The sequence below is a fragment of the Succinivibrio dextrinosolvens DSM 3072 genome (assembly GCF_900167015.1).
Taxonomy (GTDB): Bacteria; Pseudomonadota; Gammaproteobacteria; order Enterobacterales; family Succinivibrionaceae; genus Succinivibrio; species Succinivibrio dextrinosolvens.
In genome coordinates this window covers 1-18,071 of record NZ_FUXX01000047.1, presented here as the reverse complement: position 1 = coordinate 18,071, position 18,071 = coordinate 1, and the positions used below count along the sequence as shown (strand labels likewise).

14 protein-coding genes are annotated in these 18,071 nt (G+C 42.4%); 13 read left to right on the top strand and 1 reads right to left on the bottom strand.

Translation table 11 applies throughout. From position 1 onward, the window contains the following. Window positions 1-185 (bottom strand): hypothetical protein (locus B5D46_RS10225; RefSeq protein ID WP_200805000.1); only part of this gene is annotated, 185 nt, incomplete at its 3' end. 485 nt (window positions 186-670) lie between these two features. Between B5D46_RS10225 and rplK the strand changes: the two genes are divergently transcribed. From rplK to tuf, 13 genes are all read left to right on the top strand, one after another. Beyond that, window positions 671-1,099: a 50S ribosomal protein L11 gene (gene rplK, locus B5D46_RS10220; RefSeq protein WP_074945313.1), complete on the top strand. Its 429-nt coding sequence runs from the start codon at window positions 671-673 to the stop codon at window positions 1,097-1,099. A 3-nt stretch (window positions 1,100-1,102) separates the two neighbouring features. After that, window positions 1,103-1,813, top strand: coding sequence for a 50S ribosomal protein L1 (gene rplA / locus B5D46_RS10215; protein ID WP_031492435.1), 711 nt, complete (start codon window positions 1,103-1,105; stop codon window positions 1,811-1,813). A 194-nt stretch (window positions 1,814-2,007) separates the two neighbouring features. Beyond that, complete coding sequence (gene rplJ, locus B5D46_RS10210; RefSeq protein ID WP_078929377.1) at window positions 2,008-2,517, top strand: 50S ribosomal protein L10; 510 nt, start codon at window positions 2,008-2,010, stop codon at window positions 2,515-2,517. Between the two features lie 82 nt (window positions 2,518-2,599). Next, window positions 2,600-2,971, top strand: a complete 372-nt coding sequence (gene rplL, locus B5D46_RS10205) for a 50S ribosomal protein L7/L12 (RefSeq protein WP_031492437.1) — start codon at window positions 2,600-2,602, stop codon at window positions 2,969-2,971. Between the two features lie 167 nt (window positions 2,972-3,138). Continuing rightward, window positions 3,139-7,620, top strand: a complete 4,482-nt coding sequence (gene rpoB / locus B5D46_RS10200; protein ID WP_078929376.1) for a DNA-directed RNA polymerase subunit beta — start codon at window positions 3,139-3,141, stop codon at window positions 7,618-7,620. Window positions 7,621-7,760: 140 nt separating this feature from the next. Then, complete coding sequence (gene rpoC / locus B5D46_RS10195; RefSeq protein WP_051639582.1) at window positions 7,761-12,128, top strand: DNA-directed RNA polymerase subunit beta'; 4,368 nt, start codon at window positions 7,761-7,763, stop codon at window positions 12,126-12,128. 97 nt (window positions 12,129-12,225) lie between these two features. Further along, window positions 12,226-12,609, top strand: a complete 384-nt coding sequence (locus B5D46_RS10190; RefSeq protein WP_078929375.1) for a RidA family protein — start codon at window positions 12,226-12,228, stop codon at window positions 12,607-12,609. Between the two features lie 8 nt (window positions 12,610-12,617). Then, on the top strand, window positions 12,618-12,974 hold the full coding sequence (locus B5D46_RS10185) for a DsrE family protein (protein WP_078929374.1): 357 nt from the start codon (window positions 12,618-12,620) through the stop codon (window positions 12,972-12,974). Window position 12,975: 1 nt separating this feature from the next. After that, the gene (locus B5D46_RS10180; protein ID WP_078929373.1) at window positions 12,976-13,272 is read left to right on the top strand and encodes a hypothetical protein; all 297 of its coding nucleotides are present in this window, start codon (window positions 12,976-12,978) and stop codon (window positions 13,270-13,272) included. 478 nt (window positions 13,273-13,750) lie between these two features. Then, window positions 13,751-14,125, top strand: coding sequence for a 30S ribosomal protein S12 (gene rpsL, locus B5D46_RS10170; RefSeq protein WP_021889490.1), 375 nt, complete (start codon window positions 13,751-13,753; stop codon window positions 14,123-14,125). A gap of 88 nt (window positions 14,126-14,213) precedes the next feature. Then, window positions 14,214-14,684 carry a 30S ribosomal protein S7 gene (rpsG, locus tag B5D46_RS10165; RefSeq protein ID WP_031492444.1) on the top strand — a complete coding sequence of 157 codons (471 nt, stop codon included), beginning with the start codon at window positions 14,214-14,216 and terminating at the stop codon, window positions 14,682-14,684. Window positions 14,685-14,702: 18 nt separating this feature from the next. Beyond that, window positions 14,703-16,808, top strand: a complete 2,106-nt coding sequence (fusA, locus tag B5D46_RS10160) for an elongation factor G (protein ID WP_078929371.1) — start codon at window positions 14,703-14,705, stop codon at window positions 16,806-16,808. A gap of 68 nt (window positions 16,809-16,876) precedes the next feature. After that, complete coding sequence (gene tuf, locus B5D46_RS10155; RefSeq protein WP_078929370.1) at window positions 16,877-18,061, top strand: elongation factor Tu; 1,185 nt, start codon at window positions 16,877-16,879, stop codon at window positions 18,059-18,061. The last annotated feature ends 10 nt before the right edge of the window (window positions 18,062-18,071 follow it).

The window sequence follows — 18,071 nt, the reverse complement described above, 5'->3', positions numbered from 1 at the left end:
AGGAAGGCTTTACTAAGAGAAACTTCACCTGTATCGGCATTTAGTCTACCGACATGAACTCTCTTAGCAACTCGAGACTGTTTCTTAAGCGGGTCCCATTTATTGTAGTAAGAGATGATATAGGTTCTACCCATTTTGTCTGTATAGCTTGAGTAATTCCACTTGATTTCAGATGAGTCAGTCATATAAATAGTCCATTAAGATATATTATGGACTATGATATAACAAAAATAGAATTACATAAAGAAAAAATCTTAAAAAACAGTGGAATAAAAAGAATATTTAGATGATTTGTGATAATAATCACCCTAGTTTAAAACTAGGGTGAGCGGAGGTTGGGTTTTACATTCGTTTATTAAAGCTCAACCTAAAGTGTTGGGCTTTATTTTTACTCCTTTCAAATTAATAAGCTTGCACCATTAATCCAAATTACATCTGACCAGAATAAATTAGTTTATTGTTTGTAAACACGCGGTTAGGATAAAGAGGCATAAAAATCAATTTTTTTTTAAACTTTTTGATTAATTTAATTGATCGGTGTCATGCATTTGTGTATAATCTCAAAGTTATTTTTGTGCTCTTTGCACACTAATAAATAGGTCTTCGGACCAAGGGAAGCGTATTTAGTTACGCGATATCACCCATTTCAACAATAGAGGAAAAACTCAAAATGGCAAAGAAAGTAACTGCCTACATTAAATTACAAGTTGGTGCTGGTAACGCTAATCCAGCTCCTCCAGTTGGCCCTGCATTAGGTCAGCACGGTGTTAACATCATGGAGTTCTGTAAGGCATTTAATGCTAAGACTTCAAACATGGAAAAGGGTCTACCTGTTCCAGTTATCATCACCGTATATCAGGATAAGTCATTTACATTCGTATCAAAGACAACCCCTGCTTCATACTTAATCAAGAAGACCTTAGGTCTAAAGTCAGGTTCACACAAGCCTGGTACCGAAGTTGCTGGTAAGATCACCATGGCTCAGTGCCTAGAGATTGCTAAGCAGAAAGAAGCAGATATGACTGGTGCTGATTTAGAGGCATCTGCTCGTACTATCGCTGGTACTGCTCGTTCAATGGGCATCCAGGTGGAGGGTTAATAAATGGCTAAGATTGCAAAGCGTTTAAAAGAAATCCGCGCAGCTGTTGATAAGACCAAGCAGTACGACATCAAAGAAGGTTTTGAGCTATTAAAGAACACTGCTAAGGCAAAGTTCGTTGAGAGCGTAGACGTAGCTATCCAGTTAGGTATTGATGCTACTAAGTCAGATCAGAACGTTCGTGGTTCAACTGTTCTTCCACACGGTACCGGTAAGACTGTACGTGTATTAGTATTCACTCAGGGTGAATTAGCAGATCAGGCTAAGGCTGCTGGTGCAGACCACGTAGGTATGGACGAGCTAGCTGCAGAAGTTAAGAAAGGTTTCTCTGACTTCGACGTAGTTATCGCTTCACCTGATGCAATGCGTGTAGTTGGTGCTCTAGGTCAGATCCTAGGTCCACGTGGTTTAATGCCAAACCCTAAGGTTGGTACTGTAACTCGTGACGTAGCTACCGCTGTTAAGAATGCTAAGGCTGGTCAGGTTCGCTTCCGTAATGACAAGGCTGGTAACATCCAGACCTCAATCGGTAAAGTTAACTTCACCGCTGAGCAGCTTGCAGACAATTTAAATGCACTTGTTGCTTCAATCGAGAAGATGAAGCCAGCTGCAGCTAAGGGAACCTTCATCAAGAAAGTTAGCGTTTCAACCACCATGGGTGTTGGTCTAACTATCGATAAGGCAACTTTAGGTAGCAAGGCTGTTGAGGCTTAATTAGCCTACAGTGCTAGCACAAAGGTACTTGTGCTAAAAAAAGATTTTGGATAGGAGGCTTTGCCGCCAAACCAAAGACCGCTAGGGGTAGTACCTTAATAATCTAGCGTAGGCGAAAATAAACTTAGTTTTATTTTCGGTGGTCCCGAAAGGGTATAGTCCGATTTTGGACATTCCAGGAGTCACTGCTAAAAATGGCATTGAATATCGAAGACAAAAAGGCAATTGTTGCTGAAGTCGCCGAAGTAGCCAAGAAAGCTGTGTCCGCTGTTACTGCAGATTCATGCGGTATTCCAGTAGCAAGTTTAACTCAGTTACGTAAAGAGGCTCGTGCTAACAATGTTTATCTACATGTTGTACGTAATACTCTTTTAACTCGTTCTTTAGAGGGTACTGAGTTCGAGTGCATCAAGGATTCATGCAAGGGTCCAACCATTATTGGTTTATCTCTTGAGCATCCAGGTGCTGCTGCTAGAATCTTCAAGAATTTCGCAAAGACCTGCAATACTTTCAAAGTTAAGGCTTTAGCTTTTGAAGGTAAGGCATACAGCAGCGAAGACATTGATGTTCTTGCAACATTACCAACTTACGACGAGGCTATCGCTCAGTTAATGGCAACCATGAAGGAAGCTGCAGCTGGCAAGCTTGTACGTACTCTTGCTGCATTAGGCGAGAAACTTGGTTCAGAGGCTGGCGCTCAGTAGTAGCGTATTCAGCTAGGCTATATTTATATAGTCAATTGTTTTTTTTCAGGCATAGCCTGGTTATTTTATAGGAAGTTTAAAAATGGCTTTATCTAAGGATGAAATCATTGAGGCAATTGCTGCTCTATCAGTTACTGAAGTTGTAGAGCTAGTTAAGGCAATGGAAGAGAAGTTTGGCGTTTCAGCTGCTGCTGCAGTTGCAGCTGCTCCTGCTGCTGGTGCAGCTGGTGCTGCTGAAGAGAAGACTGAGTTCGACGTTGAGTTGAAGTCAGCAGGCGCTAACAAGATCGCTGTTATTAAGGCAGTTCGTACCGCAACTGGTCTAGGTCTAAAAGAGGCTAAGGATCTAGTTGAGTCAGCTCCAGCTAAGGTTAAGGAAGCAATGCCTAAGGCTGACGCTGAGGCTTTAGTTAAGGCTCTAGTTGACGCTGGTGCTGAGGCTGCTTTAGTTTAATTACTAGCCAAAAAATTTGGTTCGCATCGGACCAATAACAGTATTTTAAACTGTTAAAAACGTAACCCGATCCCCTATAAAAAGGGGATCGGGTTCGATGCCTGTAAACACTAGGTGCAATTTATTGTACTTGTCCGGAAACAGATCAAATAGAGGATCACCTATCCATGGTCTACTCCTACACTGAGCAAAAGCGCATCCGTAAGGATTTCGGTAAGCGTGTAAAAGTTTTAGATACACCTTACTTATTAGCAGTACAACTCGATTCATTTAAACAATTTATTAGTTCAGATCCAAACAACGAGAATGGTTTGGTTGCTGCATTCAAGAGTGTATTCCCAATTAAGAGTTACTCTGGCAACGCTGAATTATGTTATAACAGCTTTCATCTTGGTGAGCCAAAGTTCAATGTTCGCGAATGCATGATTCGTGGTACAACATATTCTGCTCCTTTGAAGGTTAAATTAAGCTTAGTTCGTTACGAGAAAGATTCTCCAAAGACAGTTAAAGAGCGTATTGACCAAGATGTTTATATGGGTGAAATCCCACTGATGACCGACAACGGTACCTTCATTGTTAATGGTACCGAGCGTGTTGTTGTTTCACAGTTACACCGTTCACCAAGCGTTTTCTTTGATAACGACAGAGGTAAGACCTACCCTGGACGTATTTTATTCAGTGCACGTGTTATTCCTTACCGTGGTTCTTGGCTAGATTTTGAGTTTGATCACCGCGATAATTTATACGTACGTATCGATCGTCGTCGTAAGTTACCTGCAACTGTTTTATTACGTGCATTAGGCTATAACACAGAGCAGATCCTAGGCTTATTCTTTGATACTGTTGAGATTGATTTCAAGAACAACAAGATCAACATGGAGCTTGTTCCTGAGAGCTTACGTGGTGAAACCGCTTCATTTGACATTAAAGTTGGCAAAGAGATAATTGTTGAGAAGGGCATGAAGATTACTGCCCGCCACGTTCGTCAGATGAAGAAGCTGGAAGTTACCTCATTAGAGGTTCCACCTGAGTATCTGTTAGACAAGATTGTTGCTAAAGATTATAAGAACAAGGATGGCGAAGTTGTTCTTGCAGCTAATACCTTATTAAATGAGGATAATCTAAAGGCAATCTCAGAGAACGGCTTAAAGAAGATCGAGATTCTTTATACTTCAGCTGTTGATGAAGGTTCATTCATTGCTGATACATTAAGAAACGATACAACTCGTGATTTAAGTTCAGAAGAAGCAGATAAGAACGCAGCATTATTTGAAATCTACAAGATGATGCGTCCTGGTGAAATTCCAACTGTTGAAGCTGCTGAAACTCTGTTTAAGAACCTATTCTTCGCTGAGGATAGATACGACTTATCATCTGTAGGTCGTATGAAGTTTGATAGCCGCTTTGTTGAAGAGAAGAACTTCAAGGCTGGTTTAGAGCGTCTATTATCTAATTCTGAGTCTGCAATCAATACTGCTGAAGCTCCAGTTTCAGTTGTTGACGGCTTTGTATATGCTCAGTATCCACAGATTGTTGATGCAATCAAGCCATTACTAGATCCTGCTGAAGTAGAGTGCATGCCTAATACAACTCCACAGAGAGTTGCTGATAAGTTATTAGGTTTCTTAGATAATATTCTGATCCACGCTAAGAAAGATCAGATGTTACCTGCTGCAGAGCGTCTATTACACAAGGTTAAGATTCAGCCAAAAGATGGCGAGGCTTATACCTACGATAGAGCAATTATTCTTCCTCTATCTGTATTAAAGCTAGCTTCTAACGTTACTGAGTTAGAAGGTAAGGCTACCGATGCTAAGGGTAAAGAGATTTCTCTTGATACTACCCATATTGAGAACGAAGCATTACGTGGAACTCTAAATAATAGCGATATTATTAAGGTTATCCGTTACTTAGTAAGAATCCGTAACGGTAAAGAGAATATTGACGATATCGACCACTTAGGTAACCGTCGTATTCGTTCTGTTGGTGAAATGGCAGAAAACCAGTTCCGTATTGGTTTAGTTCGTGTTGAGCGTGCTGTTAAGGAAAGATTATCTCTAGGTGATCTTGATAACACTACTCCTCAGGAACTTATTAATGCAAAGCCTATTTTAGCTGCAATTAAAGAGTTCTATGGTTCAAGCCAGTTATCTCAGTTCATGGACCAGAACAACCCACTGTCAGAAGTTACACATAAGCGTCGTATTTCTGCTTTAGGTCCTGGTGGTTTAACTCGTGAGAGAGCCGGTTTCGAGGTTCGTGACGTTCACCCAACTCACTATGGTCGTTTATGTCCTATTGAGACTCCTGAAGGTCCAAACATCGGTCTGATTAACTCATTATCAGTATTTGCACGTTGCAACGATTATGGCTTCCTTGAGACTCCATATCGTTTTGTTAAGAATGGTGTAGTTACTGAAGAATTCCAGTACTTGTCAGCTATCGAAGAAGGTCAGTATGTTATTGCTCAGGCAAACACCGACCTTGATGAGAACGGCAAGATTATTTCTGATTATGTACAGTGTCGTTACAAGGGCGAGTCAGAAGTTCGTCGTGCAGAGGATGTTCAGTTTATGGACGTTTCACCTCAGCAGATTATTTCTGTTGCAGCTGCTCTGATTCCATTCCTTGAGCATGATGACGCTAACCGTGCTCTGATGGGTGCAAACATGCAGCGTCAGGCTGTTCCTACTGTTCGTTCTGAGAAGCCATTCGTTGGTACAGGTATGGAGCGTGCAGTTGCAGTTGACTCTGGTGTATCTATCATTGCTAAGCGTGGTGGTATTGTTCAGCACGTTGATGGTGGTCGTATCGTTGTTCGTGTAAACATCGACGAAATCGAAGGCGATCATGATGCAGGTATTGATATTTACAACCTGATTAAGTACACACGTTCAAATCAGAATACATGTATTAACCAGCGTCCTTGCGTAATGTTAAATGAAAAGGTTAAGGCTGGTGACGTAATTGCTGATGGTTCTTCTACTGACATGGGCGAGCTGGCATTAGGTCAGAACATGAGAATCGCTTTCATGCCATGGAACGGTTACAACTACGAGGATTCTATTCTTGTTTCTGAGAGAGTTGCTGCTAAGGATCGCTTAACAACAATTCATATCGAGGAAATGACCTGTATCGCTCGTGATACCAAGTTAGGACCTGAGGAAATTACTGCAGATATTCCAAACGTTGGTGAATCAGCTTTATCAAAACTTGATGAGGCAGGTATTGTATACGTTGGTGCAGAAGTTGTTGGTGGTGACATCCTTGTTGGTAAGGTTACTCCAAAGGGTGAAACTCAGCTAACTCCTGAAGAGAAGCTTTTACGTGCAATCTTCGGTGAAAAGGCATCAGAGGTTAAGGATTCATCATTACGTTTAGCAAACGGTGAGACCGGTACCGTTGTTGATGTTCAGATCTTCACCCGTGAAGGTGTTGCGAAAGACAAGCGTGCTAAAGAAATTGAAGAGATGCATCTAAATCAGGCTAAGAAAGATTTAGATGAGGAGTTCAGCTTCTTATCACAGGGTCTGTTACATCAGGTACGTATCCATCTAGTTAAGAACGGTATGACTCAGGAGCAGGTTGATGCAATTGCTGATGAAGATCTGTTAAAGCAGACCTTAAATGATGACAAGGCACAGCGTCAGCTTGAAGAGTTCTCTGTTCGTTTAGATGAGTTTGCTAAGCAGTACAAAGAAAAATTCGAAACAGAAAAGAAGAAGATCACAGACGGTGATGATCTAACTCCAGGCGTTCTGAAGATTGTTAAGGTATATGTTGCTGTTAAACGTCGTATTCAGCCAGGTGATAAGCTTGCTGGTCGTCACGGTAACAAGGGTGTTATCTCAAAGATTAACCCAATTGAGGATATGCCTTACGATGAGACCGGTCGTCCTGTAGATATGGTTCTAAACCCTCTGGGTGTGCCTTCTCGTATGAACATCGGTCAGGTTCTTGAGGTTCACTTAGGTCTTGCTGCTAAGGGCATCGGTGAGAAGATCAATAAGATGCTTGTTCAGCAGAGAGCTATTGCTGAAATTCGTAAGACCTTACAGGAGATCTACGATTTAGGTGATACTTCACAGGAAGTTGATATTTCAAGTATGTCAGACGATGAAGTTATGACACTTGCAAACAACCTACGTGATGGTCTACCAGTTGCAACACCTGTATTTGATGGTGCTCAGGAAGAGAACATCAAGCAGATGTTAAAGATGGCTGATTTACCTGAGTCTGGTCAGATGACTTTATTTGATGGCAGAACAGGTCGTCCATTTGAACGAAAGGTAACAGTTGGTTACATGTACATGCTGAAGTTGAACCACTTGGTTGATGACAAGATGCATGCTCGTTCTACTGGTTCATACAGTCTTGTTACTCAGCAGCCATTGGGCGGTAAAGCTCAGTTTGGTGGTCAGCGTTTCGGTGAGATGGAAGTTTGGGCACTGGAAGCATACGGTGCAGCTTACACACTACGTGAAATGCTTACTGTTAAGTCTGATGATGTTAACGGTAGAACTAAGATGTATAAGAATATTGTTGACGGTAAGTACACTATGGAAGCTGGTATTCCTGAGTCATTCAATGTTCTTTTACGTGAAATTCGTTCACTTGGTATCAATATCGATCTTGTCCGCAAGGAATAAGTTTCTAGTTAGGGGTGAATAACCCCTATTTGGCTACGACAATAGGAGAAACTGTTGTGAGCAATTTGGAAAACGATCAGAACGACGATCTTTTAGAAGGTTTAGCAAGTCAGACTCAGCCTTCCCCAGAAGAATCTGTTATGGATCTAGGCGTAAGCGAGAGCTTAGGTAAGTTGGCTAATCGCAGCAATGCATTCAAGCAGAAGCTTGAAGATTTTGATGCTATTAAGATTGGTCTAGCTTCACCAGAGATGATTCGTGCATGGTCATACGGTGAGGTTAAGAAGCCTGAGACCATTAACTATCGTACTTTCAAACCAGAACGTGATGGTCTGTTCTGTGCAAAGATTTTCGGACCAATCAAAGATTATGAGTGCTTATGCGGTAAGTATAAGCGTCTAAAGCACCGCGGTACTATCTGTGATAAGTGTGGTGTTGAAGTTACTCAGGCTAAGGTACGTCGTGAGCGTATGGGCCACATTGAATTAGCTTCACCTGTAGCACATATCTGGTACTTAAAGTCACTTCCTTCACGTATCGGCTTAATGCTTGATATGAAGTTACGTGATATTGAAAGCGTGCTTTATTTTGAGAGCTATGTTGTTACCGATCCTGGTATGACTGATTTATCAGAGCGTCAGCTTCTAACTGAAGAACAGTACGTTGATGCTTTAGGTCAGTATGGTGATGATTTCACCGCCAAGATGGGTGCAGAAGCTATTTTAGATTTATTACGTCAGATAAATCTAGAAGAAGAATTAAAGACTGTTAGAGAGACTTTAGACAGCACTTCTTCAGAGTCAAATCGCAAGAAGTCAGCTAAGAGACTAAAGCTTATCGAGTCATTTATTAGCTCAGGAAACAAGCCAGAGTGGATGATTCTGACTGTTTTACCTGTTTTACCACCTGATTTACGTCCATTAGTACCATTGGATGGTGGTAGATTTGCTACATCTGACTTAAACGATTTATATCGTCGAGTAATTAACAGAAATAACCGTCTAAAGAGACTGTTAGACCTAGCTGCTCCTGAGATTATCGTACGTAACGAAAAACGTATGCTTCAGGAATCAGTTGATGCCCTAATGGATAATGGCCGTCGTGGACGTGCAATTACCGGTTCAAACAAGAGAGCTCTAAAATCTCTTGCTGACATGATTAAGGGTAAGCAGGGTCGTTTCCGTCAGAACCTTCTAGGTAAGCGTGTTGACTACTCAGGTCGTTCAGTAATTACTTGTGGACCTTTCCTACGTCTACACCAGTGTGGTCTACCTAAGAAGATGGCAATTGAGTTATTCAAGCCATTCATCTATGGTCGTTTAGAGATCCGCGGTTTTGCAACAACTATCAAAGCTGCAAAGAAGATGGTTGAGCGTGAGGATCCAATCGTATGGGATGTACTTGACGAAGTAATTCGTGAGCATCCTATTATGCTGAACCGTGCTCCTACTCTACACAGACTAGGTATTCAGGCTTTCGAGCCAGTTCTGATTGAAGGTAAGGCAATCCGTCTGCACCCTCTAGTATGTCCAGCATTTAACGCTGACTTCGACGGTGACCAGATGGCTGTTCACGTACCTTTAACATTAGAAGCTCAGTTAGAAGCAAGAGCTCTGATGATGTCAACCAACAATGTTCTATCACCTGCATCTGGTGATCCTATCATTGTTCCTGCACAGGACGTGGTTTTAGGTCTGTACTACATGACCCGTATGAGAATCGGTGCACGTGGTGAAGGTTTAATTCTATCTGATGCTAAGGAAGCAGAGCGTCTGTACAAGGCAGATATAGCTGACTTCCACGCACGTATTGCATGTCGTATCCACTTCTATGAGAAGGATACTGATACTGGTGAGTTCATTGAGCACAACGAGTTACGTTTAACCACCATTGGTCGTGCTATGTTGTCTCTGATCCTTCCAAAGGGATTATCATTCGATCTTATTGATCCTCCTGCAGAAGGTGTAACTCAGGAAAACATTCATGAAATTCTGTCTCAGAAGAACTGGTTTACTCACGTATCCAACGTTCCTCTAGGAAAGAAGAAGATCGGTGCATTACTGAATAACTGCTACCATAAGTTAGGTCTGAAGGACACTGTAATGTTTGCTGACCATATTATGTATACCGGTTTCGCAAACGCAGCTATTTCAGGTTCATCAGTATGTGTTGATGATATGTTGATTCCTAAGGAGAAATACACTCTTATTTCTTCAGCTCAGAAGGAAGTAATGACAATTCAGAGTCAGTACGAGAATGGTCAGATTACTCCTGGTGAGAGATACAACAAGGTTATCGACGTTTGGTCAACCGCCGGTGAAAAAGTTGCTAAGGCTATGATGCAGAACCTTTCAACCCAGACTGCTAAGAACATTCTAGGTGAGGAAGAGGTTGAGTCTTCATTCAACAGCATCTACATGATGGCTGACTCTGGTGCTCGTGGTTCACCAGCACAGATTCGTCAGCTAGCTGGTATGCGTGGTCTGATGGCAAAGCCTGATGGTTCTATTATTGAAACCCCTATTACTGCAAACTTCCGTGAAGGTCTGAACGTACAGCAGTACTTCATTTCAACTCACGGTGCTCGTAAGGGTCTGGCTGATACCGCTCTTAAGACTGCAAACTCTGGTTACCTAACCCGTCGTCTAGTTGACGTTGCTCAGGATATGGTTATTACTGAGGAAGATTGCGGTACTGATGATGGTCTAGAGATTACACCACACGTTAATGGCGGTGATGTTATCGAAACTCTACGTGACCGTGTATTAGGTAGAACTCTAGCTGCTGATGTTCTAAAACCAGGTAGCAAGACTGTTCTAATTCCTAAGGGCCAGTTACTAGACGAGAAGCTATGTTCAGTATTAGAGGCTAACAGCATTGACCGTGTTAAGGTACGTTCTCCTATCACATGTAAGACCAAGTTTGGTATCTGTGCTAAGTGCTACGGTCGTGATTTAGCTCGTGGTCACATGGTAAACCCTGGTGAGGCTGTTGGTGTTATCGCTGCACAGTCAATCGGTGAGCCTGGTACTCAGCTAACTATGCGTACTTTCCACATCGGTGGTGCTGCATCTCGTGCTGTTGCTGAATCTGGTGCTACTGTAAGAAACAGCGGTGTTATCAGAATCGAGAACTCAAAGGTTGTAACCAACACTGATGGCAAGCAGGTTGTTACCTCACGTCAGTCAGAGCTGTTCGTTATCGATGAGTTTGGTTCAGTAAAGGAAAGCCACAAGATTCCTTACGGTTCTGTTCTTGAGATTAAAGAGGGCGATACCGTTAAGGTTGGTGATACTGTTGCTCGTTGGGATCCACATACTCACCCAATTATTTCTGAAGTACACGGTTTCATTAAGTACTCCGACATTATTGAAGGTGTGACCGTTGACAAGAAGGAAGACGAGGCATTAGGTATTTCTTCAATCGAAGTTAGAGAGCTTGCTGCTCGTCCAACTCAGGGTAAGGAAAAGCGTCCTTCTGTTAAGATTGTTGACAAGAATGGCGATGATGTTCTTATCCCAGGTACTAACGTTGCTGCTCAGTACATGCTACAGGCTAAGGCAATTGTTCAGTTACAGGATGGTGCAGAGATCAACATCGGTGACGTTATCGCTCGTATTCCTCAGGTTGCTGGCGGTACCAAGGATATTACCGGTGGTCTTCCACGTGTTGCTGACCTGTTCGAAGCACGTGCTCCTAAGGAGCCTGCAATCCTTGCTGAGATTTCTGGTACTATTTCCTTTGGTAAGGAAACCAAGTCTAAGCGTCGCTTAGAGATTACACCAGCAGTTGGTTCTGTTGATGAAATCGGAAATCCAGTTGAGGCTTATGAGGAAATGATTCCTCTATCAAGAAACCTGAACGTATTCGAAGGTGAAACTGTAACCAAGGGCGAAATGATCGCTGAAGGTCCAGAGTCTCCTCACGATATCTTAAGACTACGTGGTGTAAACGCAGTTGCTAACTATATCGTTAACGAAGTTCAGGACGTTTACCGCTTACAGGGTGTTAAGATTAACGATAAGCACATTGAGGTTATCGTTCGTCAGATGCTGCGTAAGTGTGAAATTCTTGATCCAGGTGAGAGCACCGAGTTCCTGAAGGACGAAATTGCGGAAGTTTCAAGAGTTCGTATCGTTAACGAGCGTCTTGAGGCTGAAGGCAAGAAGCCAGTTCGTTACAGACACATTCTGATGGGTCTGACAAAGGCTTCATTAAGCACTGACAGCTTTATTTCTGCAGCTTCATTCCAGGAAACCACTCGTGTTCTAACCGAGGCTTCTGTTGAGGGTAAGGTTGACGAATTACGCGGTCTGAAGGAAAACGTAATCGTTGGTCGTCTAATCCCTGCTGGTACTGGTTACAAGTATCACAAGCAGCGTAGAGAAGAGTTCGAGCGTGCTAAGTTAGCTCAGTCTCAGGCTCAGTCTTCAGTATCTACTGAGGATGTACAGAAACAGCTTGCTGCTGCTCTACAGGCTGAGGATTCAACCTCATTAGGTAACTAATGGTGAGTTACCTGTAGAAAGGTAAACAAAATAAGATGCCCATGCTAAAATTAAGCATGGGCATTTTTTTTGCTTGATAACTATAAGGAGAAGAAAGATGAGTAAAGCAAAAATTATTTCAACACCAAAGGCTCCTGCTGCAATTGGACCATATGTTCAGGGAAAGGTTATTAACGGTTTCCTATTTGCTTCTGGTCAGATTCCTCTAGTTCCAGAAACAGGGGCAATGGTTGCAGGTGGTATTAAAGAGCAGGCTAGACAGGCTTTAAATAATGTTAAGGCTTTAGTTGAGGAAGCTGGTTCTGATTTAAGTAAAGTTGTAAAAACAACCTGTTTCTTAAAGGATATCGCTGATTTTGCTGCTTTTAATGAAGTCTATGCAGAATTCTTTAAAGAAAATGCTCCTGCCCGCTCATGTGTAGGTGGAATTGATTTACCAAAGAATGCTCTATGCGAGATAGAAGTTATCGCTGAAGTATAAGTCATTCAATGAAGTTTCTAATTATTATTAAATCACCACCTGTATCACAGGTGGTTCATGAAATCGCTGTAAGTACTATCTCAGAACTTCTTAAAAAGGATTCAGTTGAGATATCAGGGATATTCTTTACTGATTGTTCTGCAGCAATTGCATCTAAAGGAATAACACAGATTAGTTCTTTGGAGACAGTCCAGTCTAGCTATCTGAATTTATCAAAAGAAAAATCTATCCCGATGTATGTATGTGGTAGAGCTTATATGGAACTCGGTCTTGATAAAGCTTCCATTCAGGACGGTTTCAATCTATCCGGAAATATGGAATTATCCATGATGATGTGTTCTGCCGAAAAGATTATGGAGTTTTAGTTTGATATTAATTGTGCTTTCAACCTCTCCTCTAAAGAGTGGAATATACATTCAGGGAATCGAAGCTGCATTAAACGTTGCCGAGTCAGAAGCAGAGTCAGTTAAAGTGTATCTGGATTCTGAATTTTCGTTATCAGTTAATTGCGATACATTAGGGGAAGAACATTTAAAAAGACTAATACAGCTTTTTCTGTTTGATATTGAAGTTTATGCAGATCGAGTTCTTTGTATTGAAGGAATTGCTAAAGCAAGTCGAAAGTCTCTCCAGGAACAGTGTGATAAGGTAGTAGTTTTCTAATGGTTAGTACTCATCTTTTTTATTCAGAGAATGCCTTTGTTCAGAATATCTCTCTGATTCAGAGAAATGATAAGGTGGTATTCATGTACTTTGTTGATCTTCAACGTCTAATTAATGAAGTATCCCTGTTAAAAGACTGTGAAATCTTTTCGTTTAAAGAAAAAAAATCCCTTATAAATGCTATTTGTGACAGCTTGATAAGCAAAACAGAGAAAGTTTTTTACTATTATTAGTAAAATAAATATCTATTTAATTCAAATAGTTATATATATTTGTAAAATCAATTAATCAGCTAAATTACAACTAACTTGCTGATTAATAAAAATAATTACAATTAATCTTTTCTAACTCAGATTCATTGAGTTAATCAAAAAAAATTTGATCTTTGATTTCATCTTGTATTAAAATTCATAATCCCTAAATTTGTAGGGAATATAGTAAGATCTGTCCATTTCGGACTAACAGGAGATTTTGTTTAATGTCTACTATTAATCAGTTGGTTCGCAAACCACGCGTTAAAGTAGTTTCAAAGAACAAGGTTCCAGCTCTGGAAGCTTGTCCTCAGAAGCGTGGCGTTTGCACCCGTGTATACGCAACTAAGCCTAAAAAGCCTAATTCAGCAATGCGTAAAGTATGTCGTGTTCGTTTAACTAATGGTTTTGAAGTTACTTCATACATTGGTGGTGAGGGTCACAACCTTCAGGAGCACTCAGTTGTAATGATTCGTGGCGGTCGTGTTAAGGACCTTCCAGGTGTTCGTTACCACACCATTCGTGGTTCACTAGACTGCGCTGGTGTTAAAGATCGTAAGCAGTCTCGCTCTAAGTACGGTGTTAAGAAGCCTAAGGCTTAATACATCCCCGAAGAGTAAGGCCAAACAGTTATATTTTTAGTTAATAATTTTAGGTTTTGGAAAACCCTGAAATTACGAGGATTTATAAATGCCTAGACGTCGTGAAGTTGCTCAGCGTAAGATTTTGCCAGATCCAAAATTCAACTCTGAGTTATTAGCAAAGTTTATCAATGTCGTAATGCTAGATGGCAAGAAGTCAATCGCTGAAGCTATCGTTTATGGTGCATTAGACACCGTTTCTGAGAAGAGCGGCAAGGACCACCTCGCCCTGTTTGAGGAGGCACTTGAGCACATCCGCCCAGACGTAGAAGTTAAGTCTCGTCGTGTTGGTGGTGCAAATTACCAGGTTCCAGTAGAAGTTCGTCCAGCTCGCGGCAACGCATTAGCAATGCGCTGGTTAGTTGACGCAGCTCGTTCTCGTCATGAGAAGAGCATGGCTGCTCGTTTAGCTGCTGAAATGGCTGACGCAGTAGAGAACAAGGGAACCGCTGTTAAGAAGCGCGAAGACGTACATCGTATGGCAGAAGCTAACAAAGCATTCAGCCACTTCCGTTGGTAGTACAGGAGTTAGTATAAAATGTCTCGCGAAACCCCTATTAAAATGTACCGTAACATCGGTATTTCAGCTCACATCGATGCTGGTAAGACCACTACTACCGAGCGTATTCTTTTCTACACTGGAAAGAGCCACAAGCTAGGTGAGGTTCATGATGGCGCAGCTACCATGGACTGGATGGTTCAGGAGCAGGAGCGTGGTATTACCATTACTTCAGCTGCTACCACCTGTTACTGGCATGGTATGAGCAATCAGTGGAAGGCTCCATACCGTTTCAATATTATTGATACCCCAGGCCACGTAGACTTTACTGCAGAAGTAGAGCGTTCAATGCGTGTTCTAGACGGTGCAGTTATGGTTTACTGTGCTGTGGGTGGTGTTCAGCCTCAGTCTGAAACCGTTTGGAGACAGGCTCAGAAGTACAAGGTTCCTCGTATTGCTTTCGTTAATAAGATGGACCGTACTGGTGCTAATTTCCTACGTGTTGTAGAGCAGATTAAGACCCGTCTAAAGGGTAACCCTGTTCCTCTAATGTTACCTATCGGTAAAGAGGACAGCTTTGTTGGTGTAGTTGACCTAATCAAGCGTAAGGCTATCGACTGGGATGAGGCATCTCAGGGTATGAAGTTTGAGTACGTTGACATTCCAGCAGATATGGTTGAGGAAGTTGAAGAGTGGCGTGCAAAGCTTGTAGAAGCAGCTGCAGAAGCTAACGACGAGCTGATGGATAAATTCTTCGGTGGTGAAGAGCTGACCGAGGAAGAGATCAAGGCTGCTCTACGTGAGCGTACTCTTCGCAACGAAATTATTCCTATGTGCTGCGGTTCAGCATTTAAGAACAAGGGTGTTCAGGCAATGCTTGACGCTGTTGTTGAGTATCTTCCATCTCCAGCAGATGTTCCTGCTGTTGAGGGTAAGACCCTAACCGGTGAAGCTGATACTCGTAAGGCTGACGATAAAGAGCCATTCTCTGCTTTAGCATTTAAGCTAGCAAATGACCCATTCGTAGGTAACTTAACATTCTTACGTTGCTACTCAGGCTTTATTAAGTCTGGTGACACTGTAATGAACTCAGATAAGCAGAAGCGTGAGCGTTTCGGCCGTCTAGTTCAGATGCACGCTAATGCTCGTAATGAGGTTAGCGAGGTTTATGCAGGTGACATCGTTGCTGCTATTGGTCTGAAGGAAACCGTTACCGGTGATACCTTATGTGACCCAGAGCATCCAATCATTCTTGAGTCAATCGACTTTGCAGAGCCAGTTATCTCTGTAGCAGTTGAGCCTAAGACCAAGGACGATCAGGAGAAGATGGCTCTTGCTTTACAGCGTTTAGCAAAAGAAGATCCTTCATTCCGCGTTCGTACAGACGAAGAGTCTGGCCAGACCATTATTTCTGGTATGGGTGAGCTTCACCTAGACATCATTGTTGACCGTCTACGCCGTGAGTTCAAGGTTGAGTGTAATCAGGGTAAGCCACAGGTTGCATACCGTGAGACCATTAAGAGCAAGGTTGAACAGCAAGGTAAGTTTGCTCGTCAGTCTGGTGGTCGTGGTCAGTACGGTGACTGCTGGTTACGTATGGAACCTCTTGAGCCAGGTAAGGGCTACGAATTCGTGAATGAGATTGTTGGTGGTGTAATTCCTAAGGAATATATCCCTGCAATTGATAAGGGCTGTCAGGAGCAGATCGCTAACGGTGTTCTAGCTGGTTTCCCAGTTGTTGACATCAAGATCACTGTATTCGATGGTTCTTACCACGAAGTTGACTCTTCAGAAATGGCATTCAAGATTGCTGCTTCTATGGCATTCAAAGAGGGCTTCAAGAAGGCAAATCCTGTTCTTCTAGAGCCTTTAATGAAGGTAGAAGTTGATACTCCTGAAGACTACATGGGTGACGTTATTGGTGACTTAAACCGTCGTCGTGCTATCGTTGAAGGCATGGAAGATGGTCCTATGGGTAAGATTGTTAAGGCAAACGTTCCTCTAGGAGAGATGTTTGGCTACGCAACTGACCTTCGTTCTCTGACTCAGGGTCGTGCTTCATATGTAATGGAGTTCGGTTACTACGCAGAGGCACCAAAGAACATCGCTGAAGCTGTTATTTCAGAGCGTCAGTCTAAAGAATAATTAACAATTTTTATATTTTAACTGGTGCAGTGAAAGCTGCACCTCTTTAAAACAAAGGAAATAAAAAAATGGCAAAAGAGAAGTTTGTCCGTGGCAAAGTACACGTAAACGTAGGCACCATTGGTCACGTTGACCACGGTAAGACCACTTTAACCGCAGCTATCACTACTGTTCTAGCAGAGAAGTTTGGTGGTGAGGCACGTAAGTTCGATCAGATCGATAACGCTCCAGAAGAGAAGGCACGTGGTATTACCATTAACACCTCTCACGTTGAGTACGATACTGCAAACCGTCACTATGCACACGTTGACTGCCCAGGTCACGCTGACTATGTTAAGAACATGATTACTGGTGCTGCTCAGATGGACGGCGCTATTCTAGTAGTAGCAGCAACTGATGGTCCTATGCCACAGACCCGTGAGCACATCCTATTAGCACGTCAGGTAGGCGTACCATACATCATCGTATTCCTAAACAAGTGCGATATGGTTGACGACGAGGAATTATTAGAGTTAGTTGAGATGGACGTACGTGATCTATTAAATCAGTACCAGTTCCCAGGCGACGACACTCCAATCATCCGTGGTTCAGCACTAGGTGCATTAAACGGCGAAGAGAAGTGGAAAGAGGCAATCTATCAGTTAGCAGACACTCTAGATTCATACATTCCAGAGCCAAAGCGTGATATCGATGATCCATTCCTATTACCAATCGAAGATATCTTCTCAATCTCAGGTCGTGGTACTGTAGTAACCGGCCGTGTAGAGCGTGGTATTGTACACGTAGGTGACGAAGTTGAAATCGTTGGTATTCGTCCAACCACCAAGACCACTGTAACTGGCGTTGAAATGTTCCGTAAGTTACTAGACGAAGGTCGTGCAGGTGATAACGTTGGTGTTCTACTACGTGGTACCAAGCGTGATGAGGTTGAGCGTGGTCAGGTTCTAGCTGCTCCAGGCACAATCACTCCACACACCAAGTTCACTGGTCAGGTTTACGTACTAAGCAAGGATGAAGGTGGTCGTCACACTCCATTCTTCAAGGGCTACCGTCCACAGTTCTTCTTCCGTACAACCGATATTACCGGTTCTATCGATCTGAAAGAGGGCGTAGAGATGGTAATGCCAGGTGATAACACCGACATGACCGTAACCCTAATCCACCCAGTAGCTATGGCTGAAGGCGAGAGATTCGCTATCCGTGAAGGTGGCCGTACTGTAGGTGCTGGTGTTGTTGGTTCTATTATCGAATAATAGATAACAA

Bases quoted from the DNA above. Each gene is read 5' to 3' on its own strand.
- rplK (WP_074945313.1), top strand. From the start codon at position 671: ATGGCAAAGAAAGTAACTGCCTACATTAAATTACAAGTTGGTGCTGGT.
- rplA (WP_031492435.1), top strand. From the start codon at position 1,103: ATGGCTAAGATTGCAAAGCGTTTAAAAGAAATCCGCGCAGCTGTTGAT.
- rplJ (WP_078929377.1), top strand. From the start codon at position 2,008: ATGGCATTGAATATCGAAGACAAAAAGGCAATTGTTGCTGAAGTCGCC.
- rplL (WP_031492437.1), top strand. From the start codon at position 2,600: ATGGCTTTATCTAAGGATGAAATCATTGAGGCAATTGCTGCTCTATCA.
- rpoB (WP_078929376.1), top strand. From the start codon at position 3,139: ATGGTCTACTCCTACACTGAGCAAAAGCGCATCCGTAAGGATTTCGGT.
- rpoC (WP_051639582.1), top strand. From the start codon at position 7,761: ATGGATCTAGGCGTAAGCGAGAGCTTAGGTAAGTTGGCTAATCGCAGC.
- B5D46_RS10190 (WP_078929375.1), top strand. From the start codon at position 12,226: ATGAGTAAAGCAAAAATTATTTCAACACCAAAGGCTCCTGCTGCAATT.
- B5D46_RS10185 (WP_078929374.1), top strand. From the start codon at position 12,618: ATGAAGTTTCTAATTATTATTAAATCACCACCTGTATCACAGGTGGTT.
- rpsL (WP_021889490.1), top strand. From the start codon at position 13,751: ATGTCTACTATTAATCAGTTGGTTCGCAAACCACGCGTTAAAGTAGTT.
- rpsG (WP_031492444.1), top strand. From the start codon at position 14,214: ATGCCTAGACGTCGTGAAGTTGCTCAGCGTAAGATTTTGCCAGATCCA.
- fusA (WP_078929371.1), top strand. From the start codon at position 14,703: ATGTCTCGCGAAACCCCTATTAAAATGTACCGTAACATCGGTATTTCA.
- tuf (WP_078929370.1), top strand. From the start codon at position 16,877: ATGGCAAAAGAGAAGTTTGTCCGTGGCAAAGTACACGTAAACGTAGGC.